17 protein-coding genes and 2 tRNA genes are annotated in these 19,531 nt (G+C 69.4%); 6 read left to right on the top strand and 13 right to left on the bottom strand.

Annotated elements, in window-relative coordinates:
* Positions 1-13: 13 nt before the first annotated feature.
* Entirely contained in the window at positions 14-829 is an 816-nt protein-coding gene (locus OG289_RS25765) for a DUF881 domain-containing protein (protein WP_327316381.1), read from the bottom strand.
* Between the two features lie 139 nt (positions 830-968).
* Between OG289_RS25765 and crgA the strand changes: the two genes are divergently transcribed.
* Positions 969-1,223: a cell division protein CrgA gene (gene crgA, locus OG289_RS25760; protein WP_054242100.1), complete on the top strand. Its 255-nt coding sequence runs from the start codon at positions 969-971 to the stop codon at positions 1,221-1,223.
* Positions 1,224-1,479: 256 nt separating this feature from the next.
* On the opposite strand, the gene OG289_RS25755 is transcribed toward crgA, so the two are convergent.
* Both OG289_RS25755 and OG289_RS25750 read right to left on the bottom strand, forming a co-directional pair.
* Positions 1,480-2,373, bottom strand: coding sequence for a rhomboid family intramembrane serine protease (locus OG289_RS25755; protein WP_327316380.1), 894 nt, complete (start codon positions 2,371-2,373; stop codon positions 1,480-1,482).
* Positions 2,374-2,523: 150 nt separating this feature from the next.
* The gene (locus OG289_RS25750) at positions 2,524-3,057 is read right to left on the bottom strand and encodes a peptidylprolyl isomerase (protein ID WP_327316379.1); all 534 of its coding nucleotides are present in this window, start codon (positions 3,055-3,057) and stop codon (positions 2,524-2,526) included.
* Positions 3,058-3,338: 281 nt separating this feature from the next.
* Between OG289_RS25750 and OG289_RS25745 the strand changes: the two genes are divergently transcribed.
* A complete protein-coding gene (locus tag OG289_RS25745) occupies positions 3,339-4,055 on the top strand; it encodes a DUF5324 family protein (RefSeq protein WP_327316378.1) in 717 nt (238 codons plus the stop codon).
* A 58-nt stretch (positions 4,056-4,113) separates the two neighbouring features.
* Here the strand turns inward: OG289_RS25745 and OG289_RS25740 are convergent.
* Positions 4,114-4,186: transfer RNA gene (locus OG289_RS25740), tRNA-Ala, on the bottom strand.
* 181 nt (positions 4,187-4,367) lie between these two features.
* On the opposite strand from OG289_RS25740, the gene OG289_RS25735 reads away from it, so the two are divergent.
* Together OG289_RS25735 and OG289_RS25730 are read left to right on the top strand one after the other, a co-directional pair.
* The gene (locus OG289_RS25735; protein WP_327316377.1) at positions 4,368-4,916 is read left to right on the top strand and encodes a helix-turn-helix domain-containing protein; all 549 of its coding nucleotides are present in this window, start codon (positions 4,368-4,370) and stop codon (positions 4,914-4,916) included.
* A gap of 166 nt (positions 4,917-5,082) precedes the next feature.
* Positions 5,083-6,852, top strand: a complete 1,770-nt coding sequence (locus OG289_RS25730; protein ID WP_327316376.1) for a serine/threonine-protein kinase — start codon at positions 5,083-5,085, stop codon at positions 6,850-6,852.
* On the opposite strand, the gene OG289_RS25725 is transcribed toward OG289_RS25730, so the two are convergent.
* Positions 6,816-8,255 carry a hypothetical protein gene (locus OG289_RS25725; RefSeq protein WP_327316375.1) on the bottom strand — a complete coding sequence of 480 codons (1,440 nt, stop codon included), beginning with the start codon at positions 8,253-8,255 and terminating at the stop codon, positions 6,816-6,818. The genes OG289_RS25730 and OG289_RS25725 overlap by 37 nt on opposite strands.
* A 182-nt stretch (positions 8,256-8,437) precedes the next feature.
* Positions 8,438-8,566 carry a DLW-39 family protein gene (locus OG289_RS25720; RefSeq protein ID WP_003999697.1) on the bottom strand — a complete coding sequence of 43 codons (129 nt, stop codon included), beginning with the start codon at positions 8,564-8,566 and terminating at the stop codon, positions 8,438-8,440.
* Positions 8,567-8,915: 349 nt separating this feature from the next.
* Between OG289_RS25720 and OG289_RS25715 the strand changes: the two genes are divergently transcribed.
* A complete protein-coding gene (locus OG289_RS25715; RefSeq protein ID WP_327316374.1) occupies positions 8,916-9,281 on the top strand; it encodes a DUF6344 domain-containing protein in 366 nt (121 codons plus the stop codon).
* Positions 9,282-9,757: 476 nt separating this feature from the next.
* On the opposite strand, the gene OG289_RS25710 is transcribed toward OG289_RS25715, so the two are convergent.
* Complete coding sequence (locus tag OG289_RS25710; RefSeq protein ID WP_327316373.1) at positions 9,758-10,174, bottom strand: hypothetical protein; 417 nt, start codon at positions 10,172-10,174, stop codon at positions 9,758-9,760.
* Positions 10,175-11,391: 1,217 nt separating this feature from the next.
* Here OG289_RS25710 and OG289_RS25705 point away from each other — a divergent pair.
* Positions 11,392-11,601 carry a hypothetical protein gene (locus tag OG289_RS25705; RefSeq protein ID WP_327316372.1) on the top strand — a complete coding sequence of 70 codons (210 nt, stop codon included), beginning with the start codon at positions 11,392-11,394 and terminating at the stop codon, positions 11,599-11,601.
* Positions 11,602-11,734: 133 nt separating this feature from the next.
* Here OG289_RS25705 and OG289_RS25700 read toward each other — a convergent pair.
* The 6 genes from OG289_RS25700 to recF form a co-directional block, all read right to left on the bottom strand.
* Positions 11,735-11,811 (bottom strand) — tRNA-Ile (locus tag OG289_RS25700).
* Positions 11,812-11,935: 124 nt separating this feature from the next.
* Positions 11,936-12,736, bottom strand: a complete 801-nt coding sequence (locus OG289_RS25695; RefSeq protein WP_327316371.1) for a DUF3566 domain-containing protein — start codon at positions 12,734-12,736, stop codon at positions 11,936-11,938.
* A gap of 18 nt (positions 12,737-12,754) precedes the next feature.
* The gene (gene gyrA, locus OG289_RS25690) at positions 12,755-15,349 is read right to left on the bottom strand and encodes a DNA gyrase subunit A (protein ID WP_327316370.1); all 2,595 of its coding nucleotides are present in this window, start codon (positions 15,347-15,349) and stop codon (positions 12,755-12,757) included.
* Between the two features lie 42 nt (positions 15,350-15,391).
* On the bottom strand, positions 15,392-17,476 hold the full coding sequence (gyrB, locus tag OG289_RS25685; protein WP_327316369.1) for a DNA topoisomerase (ATP-hydrolyzing) subunit B: 2,085 nt from the start codon (positions 17,474-17,476) through the stop codon (positions 15,392-15,394).
* 374 nt (positions 17,477-17,850) lie between these two features.
* Positions 17,851-18,387, bottom strand: a complete 537-nt coding sequence (locus tag OG289_RS25680) for a DUF721 domain-containing protein (protein ID WP_327316368.1) — start codon at positions 18,385-18,387, stop codon at positions 17,851-17,853.
* Entirely contained in the window at positions 18,384-19,505 is a 1,122-nt protein-coding gene (gene recF, locus OG289_RS25675; protein ID WP_327316367.1) for a DNA replication/repair protein RecF, read from the bottom strand. Before recF ends, OG289_RS25680 begins: the two co-directional genes overlap by 4 nt.
* Positions 19,506-19,531 lie beyond the last annotated feature (26 nt).

Raw genomic sequence — 19,531 nt, 5'->3', positions numbered from 1 at the left:
CGCCCCCCGGCGGCTACTTCACAGGCTCGGCGTAGTGCAGATCCACTGTGCCCGAGTAGCCCGGCAGAGTCACCGTCCCGTCCTCGGTGACTTTCCAGCCGAGGCCGTAGACGTTCACGTACACCATGTAGTTCTGGATCGCCGGGGAGCCCGCGAGCGCCTGCTGGAGCTTCTCCGGGTCACCGACCGCCTGGATCTTGTACGGCGGAGAGTAGACGCGGCCCTGGAGGATCAGGGTGTTGCCGACGCAGCGGACGGCGCTGGTGGAGATCAGCCGCTGGTCCATGACCTTGATGCCCTGGGCGCCGCCCTGCCAGAGCGCGTTCACCACGGCCTGGAGGTCCTGCTGGTGGATGACGAGGTAGTCGGGCTGCGGTTCCGGGTAGCCGGGGAGCTTGGCGGTGGCGTTCGGCGGAGCGTCGTTGAGGGTGACCGTGATGGCCTTGCCCTTGAGCTTCTGGGTGCCCGCGTCCTTCTCCAGTCCCGCGAGCTTGTCGTCCTGGGCCTTGGTACTGCCGTCGTCGGCCTCGGCCAGCGACTCCACGTCCTCGCGCAGGCTGCCGTTCGCCTCGTCCAGCTCGCCGTTCTTCTGGCTGCGTTCCTCGATGAGGTCGGACAGCCTCAGCAAGGAGGCGTCCGTGCGGATGTTGGTGCCCTTGGCGGTGTTGAAACTGGTGAAGAAGAGGAGGCCGGCGAGGGCGAAGACACCCACGGTGAGCACCCGCACGGGCCGGAAGCCACCCCGGCGCCCGGAATCGCCGGAATCGGGGGAGGAGGCGGGGGCGGAACCCGTTGTACCCGTCCCGGGGGAGTCGGCAGAATTGCTCAACGTACCCTTATCTCCTTCGGCGCCGTAGAAGCACTACGCTAACGGACGCCCGGGGGAGCCCCTCAGTCCCCTAGTACGCAGCCCCCGAGCCCGACCAGCACCTGCGCGGCCACGCAGCGCATCGACAGGAGAGACCCTCGTGCCGAAGTCACGTATCCGCAAGAAGGCCGACTACACGCCGCCCCCGGCGAAGCAGGCGACCGCCATCAAGCTGAACAGCCGTGCCTGGGTCGCTCCGGTGATGCTGGCCATGTTCCTCATCGGGCTGGCCTGGATCGTTGTCTTCTACGTCACCGACGGTTCGCTGCCGATCGACAAGCTGGACAACTGGAACATCGTCGTGGGCTTCGGGTTCATCGCGGCCGGGTTCGGTGTCTCCACACAGTGGAAGTAGGGCCCCGCCCGTAGCTCTGCCCAGGGCTATCCACTGAGTTATCCACAGCAGTTTTCCACATGGGGAAAAGAAAGACGATCTGTGGATAACTCATCCGAGGTTGACGCCGGTGTGACATAACTACCGGCTCTCACCCTCACTCGAAAAACTGTTCGCCCCCTGCCCGACCTGCGAAAACATAGGCCGGTGACAGGGGGCACAGCTGTTCCCGCACGTTGTGCACAAGATTCGGCACAGACTGTGGACAACAGCGCGCTCAGGTGAGCTGGGCGGTCCTCAGGAGCGTCACGACCACGACGACGGCCAGCATCAGCGCGCAGGTCCCGTACTGCACGAGGGCTCGGCGCTCGCGGGGTGCGTGGACCATGGCGATACCGATGACGACACCGGCGACCAGGCCGCCGATGTGGGCCTGCCAGGCGATGCCGCTCCACCCGAACGTGATGACCAGGTTGATCACCAGCAGGGCGATGATCGGCCGCATGTCGAGGCGCTGGCGCCGCACCAGCACGGCGAGCGCGCCGAAGAGACCGAAGATGGCCCCGGAGGCGCCGAGCGAGGCCTGGTTGGGCTCGGCGATCAGGTACGTCAGCGCACTGCCGGCCAGACCGGAGGCCATGTACAGCGCCAGGAAGCGGGCCCGGCCGAGGGCCGCTTCGAGAGGGCCGCCGATCCACCAGAGGCTGAGCATGTTGGACAGGATGTGGATGATGCTGCCGTGCAGGAACATCGAGGTCAGCAGCCGGTACCACTGCCCTTCGGCGACTCCGTCGTAGGGCGGGAAGCCGTTGGCGGAGGCCTTGCCGAGCATTTCCAAGTGGTCGGTGAAGCTGTCGCCGACGGCCTGCTGGACCAGGAACATCGCCAGGTTGAGGCCGATGAGGATCTTGGTGAGCAGCTGGGGGTCGGCGGCGATCGCGCCCCCCGCGATCGTGCGGGGCTGCGAGGCGCTGGGCGCGTGCCCCGTACCGGAGCCCTCACGGACGCAGGTGGGGCACTGGAAGCCGACGGAGGCGCTGACCATGCACTCGGGGCAGATCGGGCGCTCGCAGCGGGTGCAGCGGATGCCGGTCTCCCGGTCGGGGTGCCGGTAGCAGACGGGCAGGCCGCTGTGCGCGTCGTCCTGCCGGCTGCCAGGCGCCTGGTCCATGGGCTCCCCTAAATAAGTCGTGGTCGGAAAGGAACCGCCCTGCTCATCCTGACGGACGAGCAGGGCGTTAGGTTCCCCATGGTTCGCCAGGGGCGTTTGCGCCTCGGGCCCGGCGCGTCTTTCGCCTCGGGCCGGGCGGGTCTCTTCGCCTCAGACCTGGCGGGTCTCGACGACGACCGACTCGATGACGACGTCCTTCAGCGGACGGTCGGTGCGCGGGTTGGTCTGGGTGGTCGCGATGGCGTCCACGATCTTCTGGCTGGCCGCGTCGGTGACCTCGCCGAAGATGGTGTGCTTGCGGGTCAGCCAGGCCGTCGGGGAGACGGTGATGAAGAACTGCGATCCGTTGGTGCCCGGACCGGCGTTGGCCATGGCCAGCAGGTAGGGCTTGTCGAACCGCAGGTCGGGGTGGAACTCGTCCTCGAACTGGTAGCCGGGACCGCCGGTGCCGTTGCCCAGCGGGTCACCGCCCTGGATCATGAATCCGCTGATCACCCGGTGGAAGACCGTGCCGTCGTAGAGCTTGTCCGAGGACTTCGCGCCCGTCTCCGGGTTGACCCACTCACGCCCGCCCGTGGCGAGGTCGACGAAGTTCTTGACCGTCTTCGGGGCGTGGTCCGGGAAGAGCCGGACCTCGATGTCGCCGTGGTTGGTCTTCAGGGTGGCGTACAGCTGCTCGGCCACGATCTGCCTTCCGTTGTCTTCCTGTGACCCCCCGATCCTCGCACGCTCCGCGGGGTGCGTTGCCGGACGGCTCGTTCCTGCACCGGAACCGACGGTTCGGGTACGGAAATGCACCTGAGTCGCGCGGGACGGGAGCGGGCGGCACCGATCCGTGGCATCGTCGGCTTTGTCGGCCTGTCGACCATTTGCCCGTCCACGGATGCCGCGACGGCCGCCGACAGGCATGATCCGCAAAAGGGTGGACAGTCGAAATACCGTACGCCACCGAGGAGGAGGAACCCGTGACCCGCATCGACAGCGTGCGCGCCGCGACCGGCTCGGCGAAGGACAGCGTGCTGCACGCCGCGGAAGTGGTGGCGCCCTACGCCGACACGGCCAAGGAACGGGCCGCGCTCTACGCGCATGAGGCCCGCGTACGGCTCGCGCCCAAGGTGTCTCAGGCCGCCGAACAGGCCCGCGTCCAGTACGACGCCCTCGTCGTCCCACGTCTGGAACAGGCGAAGACACATGTCCCGCCGAAGGTCGACCTGGCCGCGCAGGAAGCGGCCGCCCGTACCCGCCTGGCGGCGCGGCAGGCCGCCGACTACTCCCGGCCGAAGATCGAACAGGCGGTGGCCGCGGCCGGGCCCGTGAAGGACGAGGCCGCCGCCCGTGGCGTCGCCGCGCTGGCCGCCCTGCGCGGTCAGGTGACGCCGAAGGAGATCGCGAAGCTGGCGCGCAAGCACCGGCGGCGGGCCAAGGCGGGCAGGCTCGCCAAGGCGCTGGCCGTGCTCGGTGGCGTCGTCGGCGGTGCCTACGCGGCCTGGAAGTGGTGGGACAAGCAGGCGAACCCGGACTGGCTGGTCGAGCCGCCGGCGGCCACGGAGGTACCCGCCGCGGGCGGCCTGACGTCGGTGGACGGCACCGGCGACCCGTCGGTCCTCGATCCCGAGGTCCAGGCCAAGGAGGCCGAGAAGGACGCGGAGAACGAGGCGGCGAACCGGGACGACCGCAGCTGACAACAATCAAAAAGACCCCTCCCCTCTGCGTTTTTGCAGGTGGGAGGGGTCTTGTGTGTGGAGCCTAGGGGAGTCGAACCCCTGACATCTGCCATGCAAAGACAGCGCTCTACCAACTGAGCTAAGGCCCCGGAAGGGACGTCCGGCCGGAGAAACCTCGCACCGGCGGGCGCCGCAGACCAGAGTACCGGGTCACCCGGGGTATCTCGCAAAAAGATTAGGGGTCCCCGCGGATGACCACTCTCCGTAAGATGCTCGGACGTGGTTCGCTGGAGCGAACCGCGGTTTCTGGGGAAGCGATGGGGAGACGCAATGGACGCCGCACAGCAGGAAGCGACCGCGAGAGCGCGGGAACTGCAGCGGAACTGGTACGGGGAGCCGCTGGGGGCGCTCTTCCGTAAGCTCATCGACGATCTTGGCCTCAACCAGGCTCGTCTCGCGGGGGTACTGGGACTGTCGGCGCCGATGCTGTCGCAGCTGATGAGCGGTCAGCGGGCGAAGATCGGCAACCCGGCGGTGGTGCAGCGGGTGCAGCTGCTCCAGGAGTTGGCGGCGCAGGTCGCGGACGGCAGCGTCAGCGCCGCCGAGGCGACCGAGCGCATGGACGAGATCAAGCGGTCGCAGGGGGGCTCGGTGCTCAGCAACAACACTCAGACGACGAGCAGTTCGGGGGCTCCCACGGTCAAGCGGGTCGTCCGCGAGATCCAGTCCCTGCTGCGCTCGGTGGCGGCCGCCGGCGACATCATCGACGCCGCGGACACCCTCGCCCCGACCCATCCGGAACTGGCAGAGTTCCTCCGGGTGTACGGCGCCGGCCGTACCTCCGACGCGGTCACGCACTACCAGTCCCACCAGAACTGAGCCCTCGGCCCGGTCGCCGAAGGGGGTTCGGCAACCGGGCGGTCGGCAGTGCGGGGGGCAGCACAACGCAGCGGGGCACACGGGGGTCGTATCACTCGTCGCGGGGGTAACAAGGGGGAGACCCGAGGGGGACCAGCGGGACCAGGGGGAGGAGCGACGCACTGCCATGGGTGAGGTCTTCGCCGGACGGTACGAACTGGCCGACCCGATCGGACGCGGAGGGGTCGGCGCGGTCTGGCGCGCCTGGGACCACCGTCGCCGCCGCTACGTGGCCGCCAAGGTGCTCCAGCAGAGCGACGCGCACGCGCTGCTGCGCTTCGTCCGCGAGCAGGCGCTGCGGATCGACCACCCTCATGTGCTCGCGCCCGCCAGCTGGGCCGCCGACGACGACAAGGTCCTGTTCACGATGGACCTGGTCGGCGGCGGTTCGCTGGTCCATCTCGTCGGCGACTACGGCCCCCTGCCCCCGGCCTTCGTGTGCACCCTGCTCGACCAGTTGCTCTCCGGGCTCACCGCGGTCCACGCGGAAGGCGTCGTGCACCGCGACATCAAACCCGCCAACATCCTGCTGGAGGCCACCGGAACGGCCCGGCCGCGGCTGAGGCTCTCCGACTTCGGCATCGCGATGCGGCTGGGCGAGCCCCGCCTGACGGAGACCAATCTCGTGGTGGGGACGCCCGGTTACCTCGCGCCCGAGCAGATGATGGGCGCCGACCCGGACTTCCCGGCCGACCTGTTCGCCGTCGGTCTGGTCGCCCTGTATCTGCTGGAGGGCGCCAAGCCGGACGCCAAGGCGCTCGTCCAGTACTTCGCGGAACACGGGACGCCGGGCGCTCCGAAGAGCGTTCCGGAGCCGCTGTGGCAGGTCGTCGCCACCCTGCTCCAGCCGGACCCGCAGGCCCGCTTCCGTACGGCGACGGGGGCGCGCAAGGCGCTCGGGGCGGCCGCCGAGCTCCTGCCCGAGCCCGGCCCGGACGACGAGATGATCGAGATCTTCGACCAACTCGGCCCACTGCCCAAGGGGTTCGGTCCCGACGGCCCGTCCGCACCGAGACCGGGCACGGCTTCCGTGCCCACCCGCCCGAACACCCCTCCCGTCCCGGCCCGCCCGGACACCGGCTCCCTGCCCTCCCGTCCGCGAACGGCCCCCGATCCGGCCCTTGCAGGCAGCGGATCCTTTCCCTCCGGGCCCCCTCCCTCCGGTCCGGGAGCGGCGGCCGGTCCTGCCCACCCGGGCACGGGCGGCCTGCCTTCCCAGGCGGGCGGAGCTCCTACGTCGTCCGCCGTCCCGTCCCACTCCGGCTCGGGCTCGGGCTCGGGCTCGGGCTCGGGTGCGGGCGCGGGCTCTGGCTCTGGCTTGGGTGCAGGCTCTGGCTCTGGCTTGGGTGCCGGCGCGGGCGCGGGCTCGGGCGCGGGTGTCGTACCTCCGCCGCCCGCCCCACTCCATGCCCCGGACTCCGTGCCGACGGACCCACGCCGCCCCACCGATCCGACGCCCCGGTCGGCGCCCCCCACGCCCGGTCCGACGTCCACGCCCAGCCCCACCCCCACGCCCGCCCATGTCCCCTCGATGTCGGACACCGGGAGCTTCCACCTGCCGCCTCCGCAGTCCCCCACTCCGCATCACCCGGTCTCCCCCGCGCCTCCGTACGAGGTCCCGTACGAATCCCCGTACGACTCCACGTTCGCGTTGCCCTCCCGCGGGCGGCGCGCCGATGTGTCCACCGCCTCGTACACCGCCCAGGACCCGCAGGTCGTGCCCCCCGCCTCCGCGCAGGCACTTTCACCGCAGGCACCTTCACCGCGGGGCCGTCGGCGTGGGCATCGCGCCGCCCGCCGGGGGCGTCCCGGCCCGCCCGCCAAGGTCGCGGTGCCGCTGCTGTTCCTCGCGCTGGTCTGCTACGCCGTGGGGTTCTGGGCGTTGGCGCGCGTCTGAGCCGCGGCCCTGCGCCGCGCGGTCAGCGTCCACACCCCGAGCACCGTCAGCAGCGCGCTCCCGGTGCCGATGCCGCCCACGGCGACCGTCTTCATCACCGGGTCACCGCCCGACGCACCGCCCCCCGACGCACCGCCGCCCGCCGAGGGCTCCGGGTCGCGCGCGCCGACGTCGAAGAACCCGCGCGGCGCCGACTGCGCCGCGTACCCCGGACCGGCCTGCGTGCCGCCGCCGAGCCGGACGCGCAGGGTCAGCCCGTAGGGCCCCTTGCCGAAACGTTCGGCCACCTGCGCGGCGAGGTGCACCACGAGGTAGTACGAGCCGGCGAACCGCAGTGAGTTCGTCGGATCGGTGGGCGCGTACCGGTTGACGTACCGGACCGGCGGGACGGGTGGCAGCGAGGCCGACTTCTGGGTGCCGCCGAAGCCGACGCTCGTTTCCTTCACGTCGGCTCGCACCGGGTTGTAGAGGGTCAGGTCCAGGGCGTCGACCACATACCCGGAGTCCGTGTCCCCGCTGCCCAGGTCGACGGCGGCGGACACCTGCCGGCCCCAGTCGACGGGCACCTTGTAGAAGAGGGTCTGCCCGGGGACGATCTCGTCGCTCCACACGCCCTGTTCCACGGCGGTCGCCCTGGCGAAGCCGGCCCCGCCCCGGACCGCCACCGGCTCGGAGACGGGCGGCGTCGGTGTCGCGGAGTCCCATTGCTCGGGCACGCTGGTGGCGGCAGCCTTCTTCAGGGGCGGCTCGGAGACAGGCGCGAGCTCCAGATCCCAGGGTTCCGCGGCGGAGGAGTCCGTCTCCTGCCCGCCGGTGCCGGCACCGGTGCGGATGCCGGTCCGCTCGACGACGACGTAGTACGTGCCGGCCCCCTGGCACAGCCCCTTGCCCGGCACGAGCTCGCGCGCGCCCCACGCCGTGATCGGCTGCGGGCTCTTGGACGCGCCCACGCTCACTGTGTCGGAGGAGCACCGGGCGCTGTCGGCGTCCTGGACGGAGACGCTGATCCCGTCACCGACGGAGAGCGCGGCTCCCGCGCGCGGGATCGCCGTCACGGAGACGTACACGTTCGACACGTCGTCGAGTTCGAGCCGGTAGTAGGCCTTCACAGCCTTCTCCTGGTCCTGGTCCTGGCCCTGGCCCTGGCCCTGGCCCTGGCCCTGGAGGGAACTTCGGTACGTCGCGCCGGGTTCCAGGCGCACGGCGTCGGTGGTGCCTGTGGCCGCCGGGGCGCTGCGGACGTCGTCGGCGACGGCGTACGCCGGGACGTCCGGCGCGGCGACGGCGACCGGTCCCGGCAGCGCCACCGACGCCGCACAGAGCACCGCTCCCACGGCGGTGATCCGCACGACGGCCCGCCACACGGCCGCCGCCCGCCCCGCAAGCCCCGCACGCCGGGCCATCGACTCCGCCCCCTCGCCTTCGACCGAACGTGGGCCATCCTGCCCCGCCCGCGCGCGTGTCACCCGCGCATCCGGCACGAGCGTCCGAAAAGCCCGCCTCTAATCGCAGTCCGGGGAACGCGCAACACAAAACCCCGACCGCGAGCGGCGGCCGGGGTTTGCTCAGTCTTCGGTATCGATACTCACGAACCCGTGGGCACGGAGTCAGTCGCCTCCGTCCACAGATCCTGCTCGGCGCGATCCGCCTGGATCTGGCGGTACACGAGGAGCCCGCCGATGGCGGCCAGTGCGACCAGGAGAAGCTTCTTCACCGCGCGACCTCGTCTTTCCTTGACGTAGGGGACCTCTGGCGCCCGACTATACACACCGACCGATACCGATCGGTGACCTGCGTCCGCCCCTCAACTCCCGCCCTCGGCAGCCCAGTAGAAGCGGATCGCACCACTCCGATCGGAGGGTGATCACATCTCTACGGAGGGTGAGTTTCGCCCGTACTCGTCCCCTTTGCTCCACCATCCTCCCCTTCCATTGCCTCTTGCGCCCATACGGGTGGTGTTCATCGGAACAACGCCACGCCGCGAGCGTCGGTCCACCACTTCGCGCCCTCCATACACATCATGAGGAAAGTACGCAAATCGCCCAACCCGAAAGTGAGGGGCCATGACCGAGAACCGGGTCATGAAGCTGTGGACCGCCATCGTCACCGCCTTCCTCGCGCTGTGCACGGCGCTCGGACTCATCACGACGACCGCCGCGACGGCGGCTGCCCGCACCGAGCCGACGCGCGGCAGCGAGAGCGGCACCACCGCGCACGCGACGGCATGGCCGACGATCTCGGCCCCCTGGCTCTGGTCCCAAGCCCGCTCCCTGCCCCCCACGATGAAGCAGCGCATCCGCGCCGAGGCACACGGGAAGTCCCCCAGCTGCCGCCACCGCGGCCTCCCGGACACCGACCCTGCCGAGCACACCACGATCACCTGCGAGCCCGCGGACCCGGCCGAACCGGCCATCCCCCTCCAGCGCTGAGGGCCCCCGCCCCCGACGTGACGGCGAACTTGCGTACAGCCCGCACGAAGCAGGCCCGGCAGCTCCCCCAGGAGCCACCGGGCCTTCGCCGTGCACCGCCACCGAACCCGACTCGGACTCGGACTCGGACTCGGCACCACCCGCACGCACAGACGCCGAAGGCCCCCAACCTGACCGGTTGGGGGCCTTCGTGCTGGTGGGGCTAACAGGATTTGAACCTGTGGCCTCATCCTTATCAGGTCGATCATGGGGCCTCGGTGAGGATGGTCAATAGGCCGTGCTCCTAGGCTGACCATCCGCTGGGATCCGACGCCAACCGCTGCTGTTCGGGGCTGTTGGTGTCAGGCGTTGGTGTCAGCCATCGTGGGCGGGCTTGACAGGTTCGCCGGGGGTGCGGACGTGGACGGCTATGGGTACGCCGCAGCCCCGGCAGGGTTTCGAATGCCCTGCCGGGGCTGCTCTACTGACTAAGCCGGTCAGGTGGTGGTGTACACCGGGGCGCTGCATCCCTCCGTGAAGACGGTGGGGCTGTCCCCACCGTTCCAGTGCCCGACGCATGCCCTGATCGAAAGGGTGTAGCTCTCGGGGTAGTTCTTGTTCTTGTAGCGGGTCTCGCCCCAGCCGGCGGTGTTGTACACGCGCCCTTGCCGTACGACGTCCCCGTGAGCGTCGGTGACCTGCCACAGAGCAACTGCCGAGTAGCCGTCGGACTGCGTGTCGGTGATCACCCACCAGTCGCCCGTCTTCATGAAGCAGGCGGTGGTGCGGTGGCTGCCATCGCCGGTGTACCAGCCGCCTTCGGCACATACCTCGCTGTTGCCCTCGGGCATGGGCGAGGCGGTGGCGAGGTCGATCTCAGCGGTGGCTGCGGATGCGTTGGTTGCAACGAGCATGAGCGTTGCAGCGCCCGCACCCAGGGCAGCAAGGACACGTCGTATTCGCACAGATCTCCTTATGCCATGCGCATGAATGAATCATGCTCCTGTGGGTTTATAGCAGGTAGACCATCGTGAGGTCCCGCGCCACCGGGCGCCCATGCCTGCGTTGATGCCGCTGCGCGCAGGCCGCGTACGGGAGGCAACGTTCGGCAGCCAGAGCAGCGGGAAACGGTGTCCAGGAACCGCAGGGGCGGGGGCGCGTCCCCGCAGCGCTGGTCGGGGGCCCGCCGTGGTGACCTCGATGCCTGCGGCAGGCGGTGGAGAGCCCTAATGAACGCGCTCGAGGCAATCGTGTTCCTGCTCGCCGCCGACGGCTGGGACACTCTCGCCTACGCCCACACGCACACCGCAGCGCCGCCACCGCGCGAGGCTCAGCCCGCGCAGCCCGCGCATCAGCATTGGATCGACCTGCGCCGAGCCGAGATGGAGGTGCTGCGCCGCTACCTCACCGTCAGCCCGCAGCTGCGAGTGGCGCCTGCGGACGGACTTCAGACGGTGGTGGAAGACGCCCGGTTCGAACCGGCCGAGAGCCGGTGGATCATCCACGCCGACGCAGCTCAACCTCACCGCCGCCCACCAGTACCACGCCCGCGAAGGACACCTCAACGTCCCCCGCCAACAGCTCCCATCCCGTCCGCCGTCGACCCACACACCGTGGAGCGGGCGTGGTTCAGGGGCGTCAAGGTGGAGCGCGCCACTGTACGAACGACCTTGACGCCCCTGGGCCGCGTCTGCTCGGCTCTGCCTGGGTCGACGGTGGATGGGATGGGAGCACCCGCGCACGCCACTACGTGCCCGCGGTCGGCGACGGCGCCCCCTCCATCCCGGTGCCGGCCGATCCCCCGCCGGAGGCATTGCCTTGACCGCGGCCCCGCTATGCGGTGCTCGACTCATGTCCACCGGCCCTATCCACCAGTGGGCGCGCGTCGGCGCAGCGCGGGCGGAGCGGGCCGGAGGCAGGAGCGTCGCCCGCAGCGGAGCCGGGAAGCGCGCCCGGCGGAGCGGAGCGCAGCCGGGGCTTGATGAGGTAGAGATTCCTGTAACAGCTCAGCTGCTCAGGCGGTACTCCAGGAGGAGCGGCGGGAGCTCCAGGAGCTGGAACAGAAGATCGCCGGTGCCCACTGGCCCAGCAGGACGGCCACGACCTGATCTTCTCCTCGGAGCACGGCGGCATGATCGACCCCACGGGCTTCTCCCGCACCTTCGATCGCCTCGTGAAGCGGGCCCGCGTGCGGCGCATCACGGTCCGTCTCGCCCGCCACACCTGCGGGACCCTCCTGGCCTTCCTGAAGGTGCATCCCAAGGTCGCTCAAGCGATCCTCCGCCACAGTCAGATCAGGCATGACCATGGACGTCTACACGCACGTCGTGGGGGACAGTGAGAGGGAGGCTGTGACGATGCTCGCAGAGCTGCTGGAGGACCCGCTGATCGGCTGACCGCAGCCGTCCGCCGCCGTTGGTGTCAACCATGGGTGTCAAAAGACCCCCGGACCGATGGTCCGGGGGTCTTTTGGCTGGTGGGGCTAACAGGATTTGAACCTGTGGCCTCATCCTTATCAGGGATGCGCTCTAACCAACTGAGCTATAGCCCCGCCGCGCTTTGCGGTGTGTGTCCCGCGCGCTGACTCCTGAAGATTAGCGCACGACGCGGGCAGTCCCAAAATCGATAGTCGCGGGACCCGCGGTGGAGGTTTGAGACCGCTACGACGGCAAAGCTCACTCGTCCTCGGCGAGCGTCAGCTCGACGCCGCCGACGAAGCCGGCGGAGAGGTTGTAGATGAACGCGCCGAGCGTCGCGAGGGCCGTCGCGAGGACGACGTCGATGACCGCGATGATCGACGTGAACATCAGGACGTGGGGGAGCGACAGGAACGCCTGGAGGTCGAAGCCGTTCGACTCGTTAGAGCCGGTCGCCTCCGAGATCGTGCCGCCGACCGTCGAGAAGACACCCATCGCGTCCATGACCATCCACAGCACGGCGGCCGCGACGATCGTGCAGATGCCCAGCGCGATGGAGAGCAGGAAGCTGACCTTCATCACCGACCACGGGTCGGCCTTGGCCACGCGCAGCCGGGCCTTGCGCACGCGGGGCGTGGTGCGGGCGCCGGTCCGCGGCCGCCGTACGGCACCGGCCGACGCCGCCGCCGGGGGCGCCTGCGTCGGGTAGGCCTGCGGCGGGTGGTAGGGCCCGGCGGGCTGCTGCGGCTGCCGTTCCCCGGGAAGCGGCGAGCCTTCGGCAGGCTGTTTGGCCTGCGTGCCTCGGGTGTCCGTCACGGTTCCCCCCTGGGATCCCTTTGATCCTTGCGTGTCGGGCGAGGACGAGGCGGAGGGCGAGTCTGCCGCAGGCGCCTTGATGGCCTTCAGCTGGGTCGTGTGGGTGTCCGCCGGACGCCCGTCACCACCCACGGCGCCCCGCGCGTCGGTCGTACGCGCGTCCCCCGCCGGCGCGGCGGAGCCACGGCCGCCGCCGTTCTTGTCCGTACCGGCAGACGTACCGGCGCCCGTGGCTCCGCTCACGATGACTCACTCCTCGTGCTACTCGGACGAGGGCGACTCACCCTCGTCCGTGCCGGTGGTCGTGGCTGCCTCGGCGGTCTCGTCCACGGCGTCCTCGCCGTCGACCTCCTCCGCCTCGCGCCCCGCTTCGGCGTTACGTGCGATGCCGACGACGGCATCGCGCTTGCCCAGGTTGATCAGTTGGACGCCCATGGTGTCACGGCCCGTCTCCCTGATCTCGTTGACCCGCGTACGAATCACACCGCCGCCCAGCGTGATGGCGAGGATCTCGTCGGTCTCCTCGACCACCAGCGCGCCGACGAGCGAGCCGCGGTCCTCGACGATCTTGGCGGCCTTGATACCCAGGCCACCGCGACCCTGGACGCGGTACTCGTCGACGGCGGTCCGCTTCGCGTACCCGCCGTCTGTGGCAGTGAACACGAACGTACCGGGTCGAACAACATTCATCGAGAGCAGCTGGTCTCCCTCGCGGAAGCTCATGCCCTTGACGCCCGAGGTGGCACGGCCCATGGGCCGCAGTGCCTCGTCCGTGGCGGTGAACCTGATCGACTGAGCCTTCTTGCTGATCAGAAGCAGATCGTCGTCCGCCGAGACAAGTTCGGCTCCGATCAGTTCGTCGTCTGAACCGTCCTCCGTCTCACGGAGGTTGATCGCGATGACACCACCGGCACGCGGCGAATCGTAATCCTTCAGAGGCGTCTTCTTGACCAGGCCGCCCTTGGTGGCCAGGACCAGGTACGGCGCCGCCTCGTAGTCGCGGATCGCGAGGATCTCGGCGATCGCCTCGTCCGGCTGGAAGGCCAGCAGGTTCGCGACGTGCTGTCCACGCGCGTCACGCCCGGCGTCGGGCAGCTCGTAGGCCTTCGCCCGGTAGACGCGGCCCTTGTTGGTGAAGAACAGCAGCCAGTGGTGCGTGGTGGAGACGAAGAAGTGGTCGACGATGTCGTCTTCCTTCAGCTTCGCGCCACGTACGCCCTTGCCGCCGCGCTTCTGCGCGCGGTAGTCGTCCGCCTTGGTGCGCTTGACGTAGCCACCGCGCGTGACGGTGACGACGATGTCCTCCTCGGCGATCAGGTCCTCGATGGACATGTCACCGTCGTAGGGCACCAGCATCGTCTTGCGGTCGTCGCCGTACTTCTCGACGATCGCGGCGAGTTCGGCGCTGACGATGCCGCGCTGGCGGACCGGCGAGGCGAGGATCTCGTTGTACTCGGTGATCTTCGCCTGGAGTTCGTCGTGCTCCTGGATGATCTTCTGGCGCTCCAGGGCGGCCAGTCGGCGCAGCTGCATCTCGAGGATGGCGTTGGCCTGGATCTCGTCGATCTCCAGGAGCTGCATCAGGCCGGTACGCGCGATGTCGACGGTGTCGCTGCGCCGGATCAGCGCGATGACCTCGTCGATGGCGTCCAGGGCCTTCAGCAGACCGCGCAGGATGTGCGCCCGCTCCTCGGCCTTGCGCAGCCGGAACTTCGTACGGCGGACGACGACCTCGATCTGGTGCGTCACCCAGTGGCGGATGAACGCGTCGAGCGAGAGCGTGCGAGGGACGCCGTCGACCAGGGCCAGCATGTTGGCGCCGAAGTTCGTCTGCAGGTCGGTGTGCTTGTAGAGGTTGTTCAGCACGACCTTGGCGACCGCGTCCCGCTTGAGGACGATGACCAGGCGCTGGCCGGTGCGCGACGACGTCTCGTCACGGACGTCCGCGATGCCGCCGATCTTGCCGTCCTTCACCAGGTCGGCGATCTTCTGCGCGAGGTTGTCGGGGTTCACCTGGTACGGCAGCTCCGTGACCACCAGGCACTGGCGGTTCTGGATCTCCTCGACCTCGACGACCGCCCGCATGGTGATCGAGCCGCGGCCCGTGCGGTACGCCTCCTCGATGCCCTTGCGGCCCACGACGAGCGCGCCGGTCGGGAAGTCGGGGCCCTTGATGCGCTCCATCAGCGCGTCCAGGAGCTCCTCGTGCGAGGCCTCCGGGTTCTCCAGGTACCACTGGGCGCCCGACGCGACCTCGCGCAGGTTGTGCGAGGGGATGTTGGTCGCCATGCCGACCGCGATACCGGCCGAGCCGTTGATCAGCAGGTTGGGGAAGCGGGCCGGCAGGACGGTCGGTTCCTGGGAGCGGCCGTCGTAGTTGTCCGTGAAGTCGACGGTCTCCTCGTCGATGTCACGGACCATCTCCATCGACAGCGGCGCCATCTTGCACTCGGTGTAGCGCATGGCGGCCGCCGGGTCGTTGCCCGGGGAGCCGAAGTTGCCGTTGGAGTCGACGAGCGGCATGCGCATCGACCACGGCTGCGCGAGGCGGACCAGCGCGTCGTAGATCGAGGAGTCGCCGTGCGGGTGGTAGTTGCCCATGACGTCGCCGACGACGCGGGCGCACTTGTAGAAGCCGCGCTCGGGACGGTAGCCGCCGTCGTACATCGCGTACAGGACGCGGCGGTGGACGGGCTTGAGGCCGTCGCGGACGTCGGGCAGCGCGCGGGACACGATGACGGACATCGCGTAGTCGAGGTACGAGCGCTGCATCTCCGTCTCGAGCCCGACGGGCTCGATGCGCATGGCGATGTCGCCGCCCTCTTCAGGGGTGACGGGAGTGTTCTCGTCGGTCATTGCTGGTGATGATCCTTCCTGGCCCGGTCAGCTGAGACCGACTCAGATGTCGAGGAAGCGGACGTCCTTGGCGTTGCGCTGGATGAAGGCACGGCGCGCTTCGACGTCCTCGCCCATGAGGACCGAGAACAGGTCGTCGGCCTGGGCGGCGTCGTCGAGGGTGACCTGGCCGAGGACGCGGTGCTCCTGGTCCATCGTCGTGATACGCAGTTCCTCGGCGTTCATCTCGCCGAGACCCTTGAAGCGCTGGATCGAGTCCTCGCGCACCCGCTTGCCACGCTGACGGCCCATCTCGATCAGCGCGTCGCGCTCGCGGTCGGAGTACGCGTACTCGATGTCGTCCCGGCCCCACTTGATCTTGTAGAGCGGGGGACGGGAGAGGTAGACGTGACCGGCCTCGACCAGCGGCCGCATGAAGCGGAACAGGAAGGTCAGCAGCAGGGTGCTGATGTGCTGACCGTCGACGTCGGCGTCCGCCATCAGGATGATCTTGTGATAGCGGAGCTTGGCGATGTCGAAGTCCTCGTGCACGCCGGTGCCGAAGGCGGAGATCAGCGCCTGGATCTCCTGGTTCTGCAGGATCTTGTCGATCCGCGCCTTCTCGACGTTGAGGATCTTGCCTCGGATCGGGAGGATCGCCTGGTACTGCGGGTTACGGCCGGACTTGGCCGAGCCGCCGGCGGAGTCACCCTCGACGATGAAGATCTCGCACTTGGTGGGGTCGTTCGACTGGCAGTCGGAAAGCTTGCCCGGCAGCGACGCCGACTCCAGCAGACCCTTGCGGCGGGTGAGGTCGCGGGCCTTGCGGGCCGCCACGCGCGCGGTGGCCGCCTGGATGCCCTTGCGGACGATGTCCGCCGCCTCGACCGGGTTGCGGTCAAGCCAGTCGTTGAGGTGCTCGTAGACCGCCTTCTGGACGAAGGTCTTGGCCTCCGTGTTGCCCAGCTTGGTCTTGGTCTGGCCCTCGAACTGGGGCTCGCTCAGCTTGACCGAGATGATCGCGGTCAGACCCTCGCGGATGTCGTCACCCGTGAGGTTGTCGTCCTTCTCGCGCAGCAGCTTCTTGTCGCGCGCGTACTTGTTGACCAGGTTGGTCAGCGCCGCGCGGAAGCCCTCTTCGTGGGTACCGCCCTCATGCGTGTGGATGATGTTGGCGAAGGAGTACACACCCTCGCTGTAACCGCTGTTCCACTGCATGGCGACCTCGAGGGACAGGCTCTTGTCCTTGTCCTCCGCCTCCAGGTCGATGACGGTCGGGTGCACCGCGTCTCCCTTGCGGGAGTTGAGGTACTTCACGAAGTCGACGATGCCGCCCTCGTAGTGGTACGTGACGGTCTTGACCTCGTCCTTCTCGTCCGCACCCGCCTCGTCCGCCCCGGCGGTGGCCTTCGCCGACTCGCGCTCGTCGGTGAGTTTGATCGTCAAACCCTTGTTGAGGAACGCCATCTCCTGGAAGCGCCGCGAGAGCGTCTCGAAGGAGTACTCGGTGGTCTCGAAGATGTCCGAGTCGGCCCAGAAGGTGACCGACGTGCCGGTCTCCTCGACGGTCTCGTGCTGGGCGAGCGGCGCCGTGGGGACGCCCATCTTGTAGTCCTGCGTCCAGCGGTGGCCGTCCGTCTTCACCTCGACGGAGACCTTGCTCGACAGGGCGTTCACGACCGAGACGCCGACTCCGTGCAGACCACCGGAGACCGCGTAGCCGCCGCCGCCGAACTTGCCTCCGGCGTGCAGCACGGTCAGCACGACCTCGAGGGCCGGTTTGCCCTCGGAGGCGACGATGCCCACCGGGATGCCGCGGCCGTTGTCGGTGACGCGCACCCCGCCGTCGGCCAGGATCGTCACGTCGATGGTGTCCGCGTGGCCGGCCAGCGCCTCGTCGACCGAGTTGTCGACGACCTCGTACACGAGGTGGTGCAGGCCGCGCTCGCCGGTCGAGCCGATGTACATACCGGGTCGCTTGCGGACCGCGTCCAGACCCTCGAGGACGGTGATGGCGCTGGCGTCGTACGAGGCGGTGACCTCGCCGTTCGAGGCGTGGGCCTCGCCGTTGGCGCCGGCGTCGGTGGACGGGATGTTCTCGTTGGGGTTGCCGGAATCGGCCACGAAGCGCCCTTTCTGGCACAGCACTAGCCAGGCTCGTCGGCGGGTTGCCGGAGCGGCTGCGGCATGTTGCGTTGGTAAGCCTTGATCAGCGTTGCTCAGCTTTTCCCGGGCGGTCCCCACGTTCGGGGCGGGATTGGCTTCCAGTCTACCGGTAGCACTGACACTGATGGGGGTTTGCCGGTACCTGAGTCCGCATGTGCCGCCCTCAACCGGTCTCTTCCGGGTCCCGATATGCGGATGGGGGCTCCAAGAGGCTCACGGAGGCACTCAGCGCTTCCGGGCGTCAACCCTTGGCTACTTGGGAGTCAGGTTCCGGATTCCCACCCGCACGCGGGCTCACAGGACGAAGGCCGGGCGGTCACCACAGGACCGTCCCGGCCAGGAACAAGTGACGCACGTCACCCGTAGGTGTCGCCGGGACCGGTGCTCCCAGGGGCCCTGAGGGGGCCGTAGCGGCGCGGGGGGCCACCGGGACCGAGCACCTTGATCAGCCGCACCGTGCCATGGCCCAGATCCTCGTTGAGGCGCGCCACGAGCGTCGGGGCGAGCAGGCGCAGGTTCGTCGCCCAGGCCGTGGAGTCGCAGCGCACGATCAGCACCCGCTCGTCCTCGTCGTACCGCTCCGGCACGCAGTGCTTGGCCACGTCCTCGCCGACGATCTGCGGCCACCGGCCCATCACACCGCCCACCGCGGCCGGCGCCTCCCAGCCGCGCTCGGTGAGCAGCCGGTTGATCGCGGCGCCCAGCGCCATCGGGTCGCGGCCGTCCGCACGCGCGCCGGAGCGCAGGCCGCCCCCACGCCGGGCCTGCTTCTTCTGCTGCGCCGCGTCCCCACGCGCGCGTGCCTGCTCCCGCGCCGCCCTCAGCGCCACGCGCGCGAGGTCGACGCCGGAAGGCTCGGGCGCCTTCTTCGGGGCGGACTCGTCGGCCGTCATACGCGCTCCACCGTCCCCTCGGCCACGGAGTACCGCGCCCCGGCGAGTACATGCGGTACGTCGTCGTCGACCGCGGCCGTGACCAGCACCTGCTCGCCGGGCGCGACCAGCTCGGCCAGCCGCTCCCGCCGCCGGGCGTCCAACTCGGCGAAGACGTCGTCCAGGACCAGCACCGGCTCGTTGCCCTCGGCCCGCAGCAGGTCGTAGGAGGCCAGGCGCAGGGCGAGCGCGTAGGACCAGGACTCGCCGTGGGAGGCGTATCCCTTGGCGGGCAGCGCGCCGAGTTTGAGAATCACATCGTCCCGATGAGGCCCCACCAGGGTGACGCCCCGCTCGATCTCCTGCTTGCGGGCGTCGGCGAGCGCGCCCATCAGCTGCGCGTAGAGGTCCTCACGCGTGTGTGCCTCACCCGGCGCGGACGGCTTGTACTCCAGGGCGACCGGTCCCCCGCCCGGAGCCAGCTGCTCGTACGCCTTGTCGGCCAGCGGCTGGATCGCGGCCACCAGGTCGAGCCGCTGGGCCAGCAGCTCGGCGCCCACGCGCGCGAGGTGCTGGTCCCACACGTCGAGGGTGGACAGGTCCATGGAGCGCCCGCCGTGCCTGCGCGCGAGCGCGGCCGTCTTCAGGAGCGTGTTGCGCTGCTTGAGCACCCGCTCGTAGTCGGAGCGCACACCCGCCATGCGCGGGGAGCGCGCGGTGATCAGCTCGTCCAGGAAGCGGCGCCGCTCACCGGGATCGCCCTTGATCAGCGAGAGGTCCTCGGGCGCGAACAGCACGGTCCGTACGATGCCCAGCACGTCACGGGGTCTGACCTGCGAGGACCTGTTGATGCGGGCGCGGTTGGCCCGGCCGGGGTTCAGCTCCAGCTCGAGCAGCTGCTGCCGCTCGCCCTGCTTGACCTGCGCCCGGATGATCGCGCGGTCGGCGCCCATGCGGACCAGGGGCGCGTCCGAGGCGACGCGGTGGCTGCCGAGGGTGGCGAGATAGCCGACGGCCTCGACGAGGTTCGTCTTGCCCTGCCCGTTGGGGCCCACGAAGGCGGTGACGCCCGGGTCGAGCGGAACTTCGACCCGGGCGTACGAGCGGAAGTCGGCCAGCGACAGATGCGTGACGTGCATGGTCGTTCGCCGACCTCCCCCAGGGT

It is taken from the genome of Streptomyces sp. NBC_01235, assembly GCF_035989285.1.
Classification (GTDB): domain Bacteria; phylum Actinomycetota; class Actinomycetes; order Streptomycetales; family Streptomycetaceae; genus Streptomyces.
Note: the sequence above shows the minus strand (reverse complement) of the source record. Positions and strands in the feature narration are given on the sequence as shown.

What these genes read in the sequence shown, in the direction of transcription:
- OG289_RS25725 (WP_327316375.1), bottom strand. Translation starts at nt 8,255, where the DNA reads ATGGCCCGGCGTGCGGGGCTTGCGGGGCGGGCGGCGGCCGTGTGGCGG.
- OG289_RS25755 (WP_327316380.1), bottom strand. Translation starts at nt 2,373, where the DNA reads ATGGACCAGGCGCCTGGCAGCCGGCAGGACGACGCGCACAGCGGCCTG.
- OG289_RS25715 (WP_327316374.1), top strand. Translation starts at nt 8,916, where the DNA reads ATGACCGAGAACCGGGTCATGAAGCTGTGGACCGCCATCGTCACCGCC.
- OG289_RS25705 (WP_327316372.1), top strand. Translation starts at nt 11,392, where the DNA reads ATGATCGACCCCACGGGCTTCTCCCGCACCTTCGATCGCCTCGTGAAG.
- recF (WP_327316367.1), bottom strand. Translation starts at nt 19,505, where the DNA reads ATGCACGTCACGCATCTGTCGCTGGCCGACTTCCGCTCGTACGCCCGG.
- OG289_RS25735 (WP_327316377.1), top strand. Translation starts at nt 4,368, where the DNA reads ATGGACGCCGCACAGCAGGAAGCGACCGCGAGAGCGCGGGAACTGCAG.
- gyrA (WP_327316370.1), bottom strand. Translation starts at nt 15,349, where the DNA reads ATGACCGACGAGAACACTCCCGTCACCCCTGAAGAGGGCGGCGACATC.
- OG289_RS25710 (WP_327316373.1), bottom strand. Translation starts at nt 10,174, where the DNA reads ATGCTCGTTGCAACCAACGCATCCGCAGCCACCGCTGAGATCGACCTC.
- OG289_RS25730 (WP_327316376.1), top strand. Translation starts at nt 5,083, where the DNA reads ATGGGTGAGGTCTTCGCCGGACGGTACGAACTGGCCGACCCGATCGGA.
- OG289_RS25680 (WP_327316368.1), bottom strand. Translation starts at nt 18,387, where the DNA reads ATGACGGCCGACGAGTCCGCCCCGAAGAAGGCGCCCGAGCCTTCCGGC.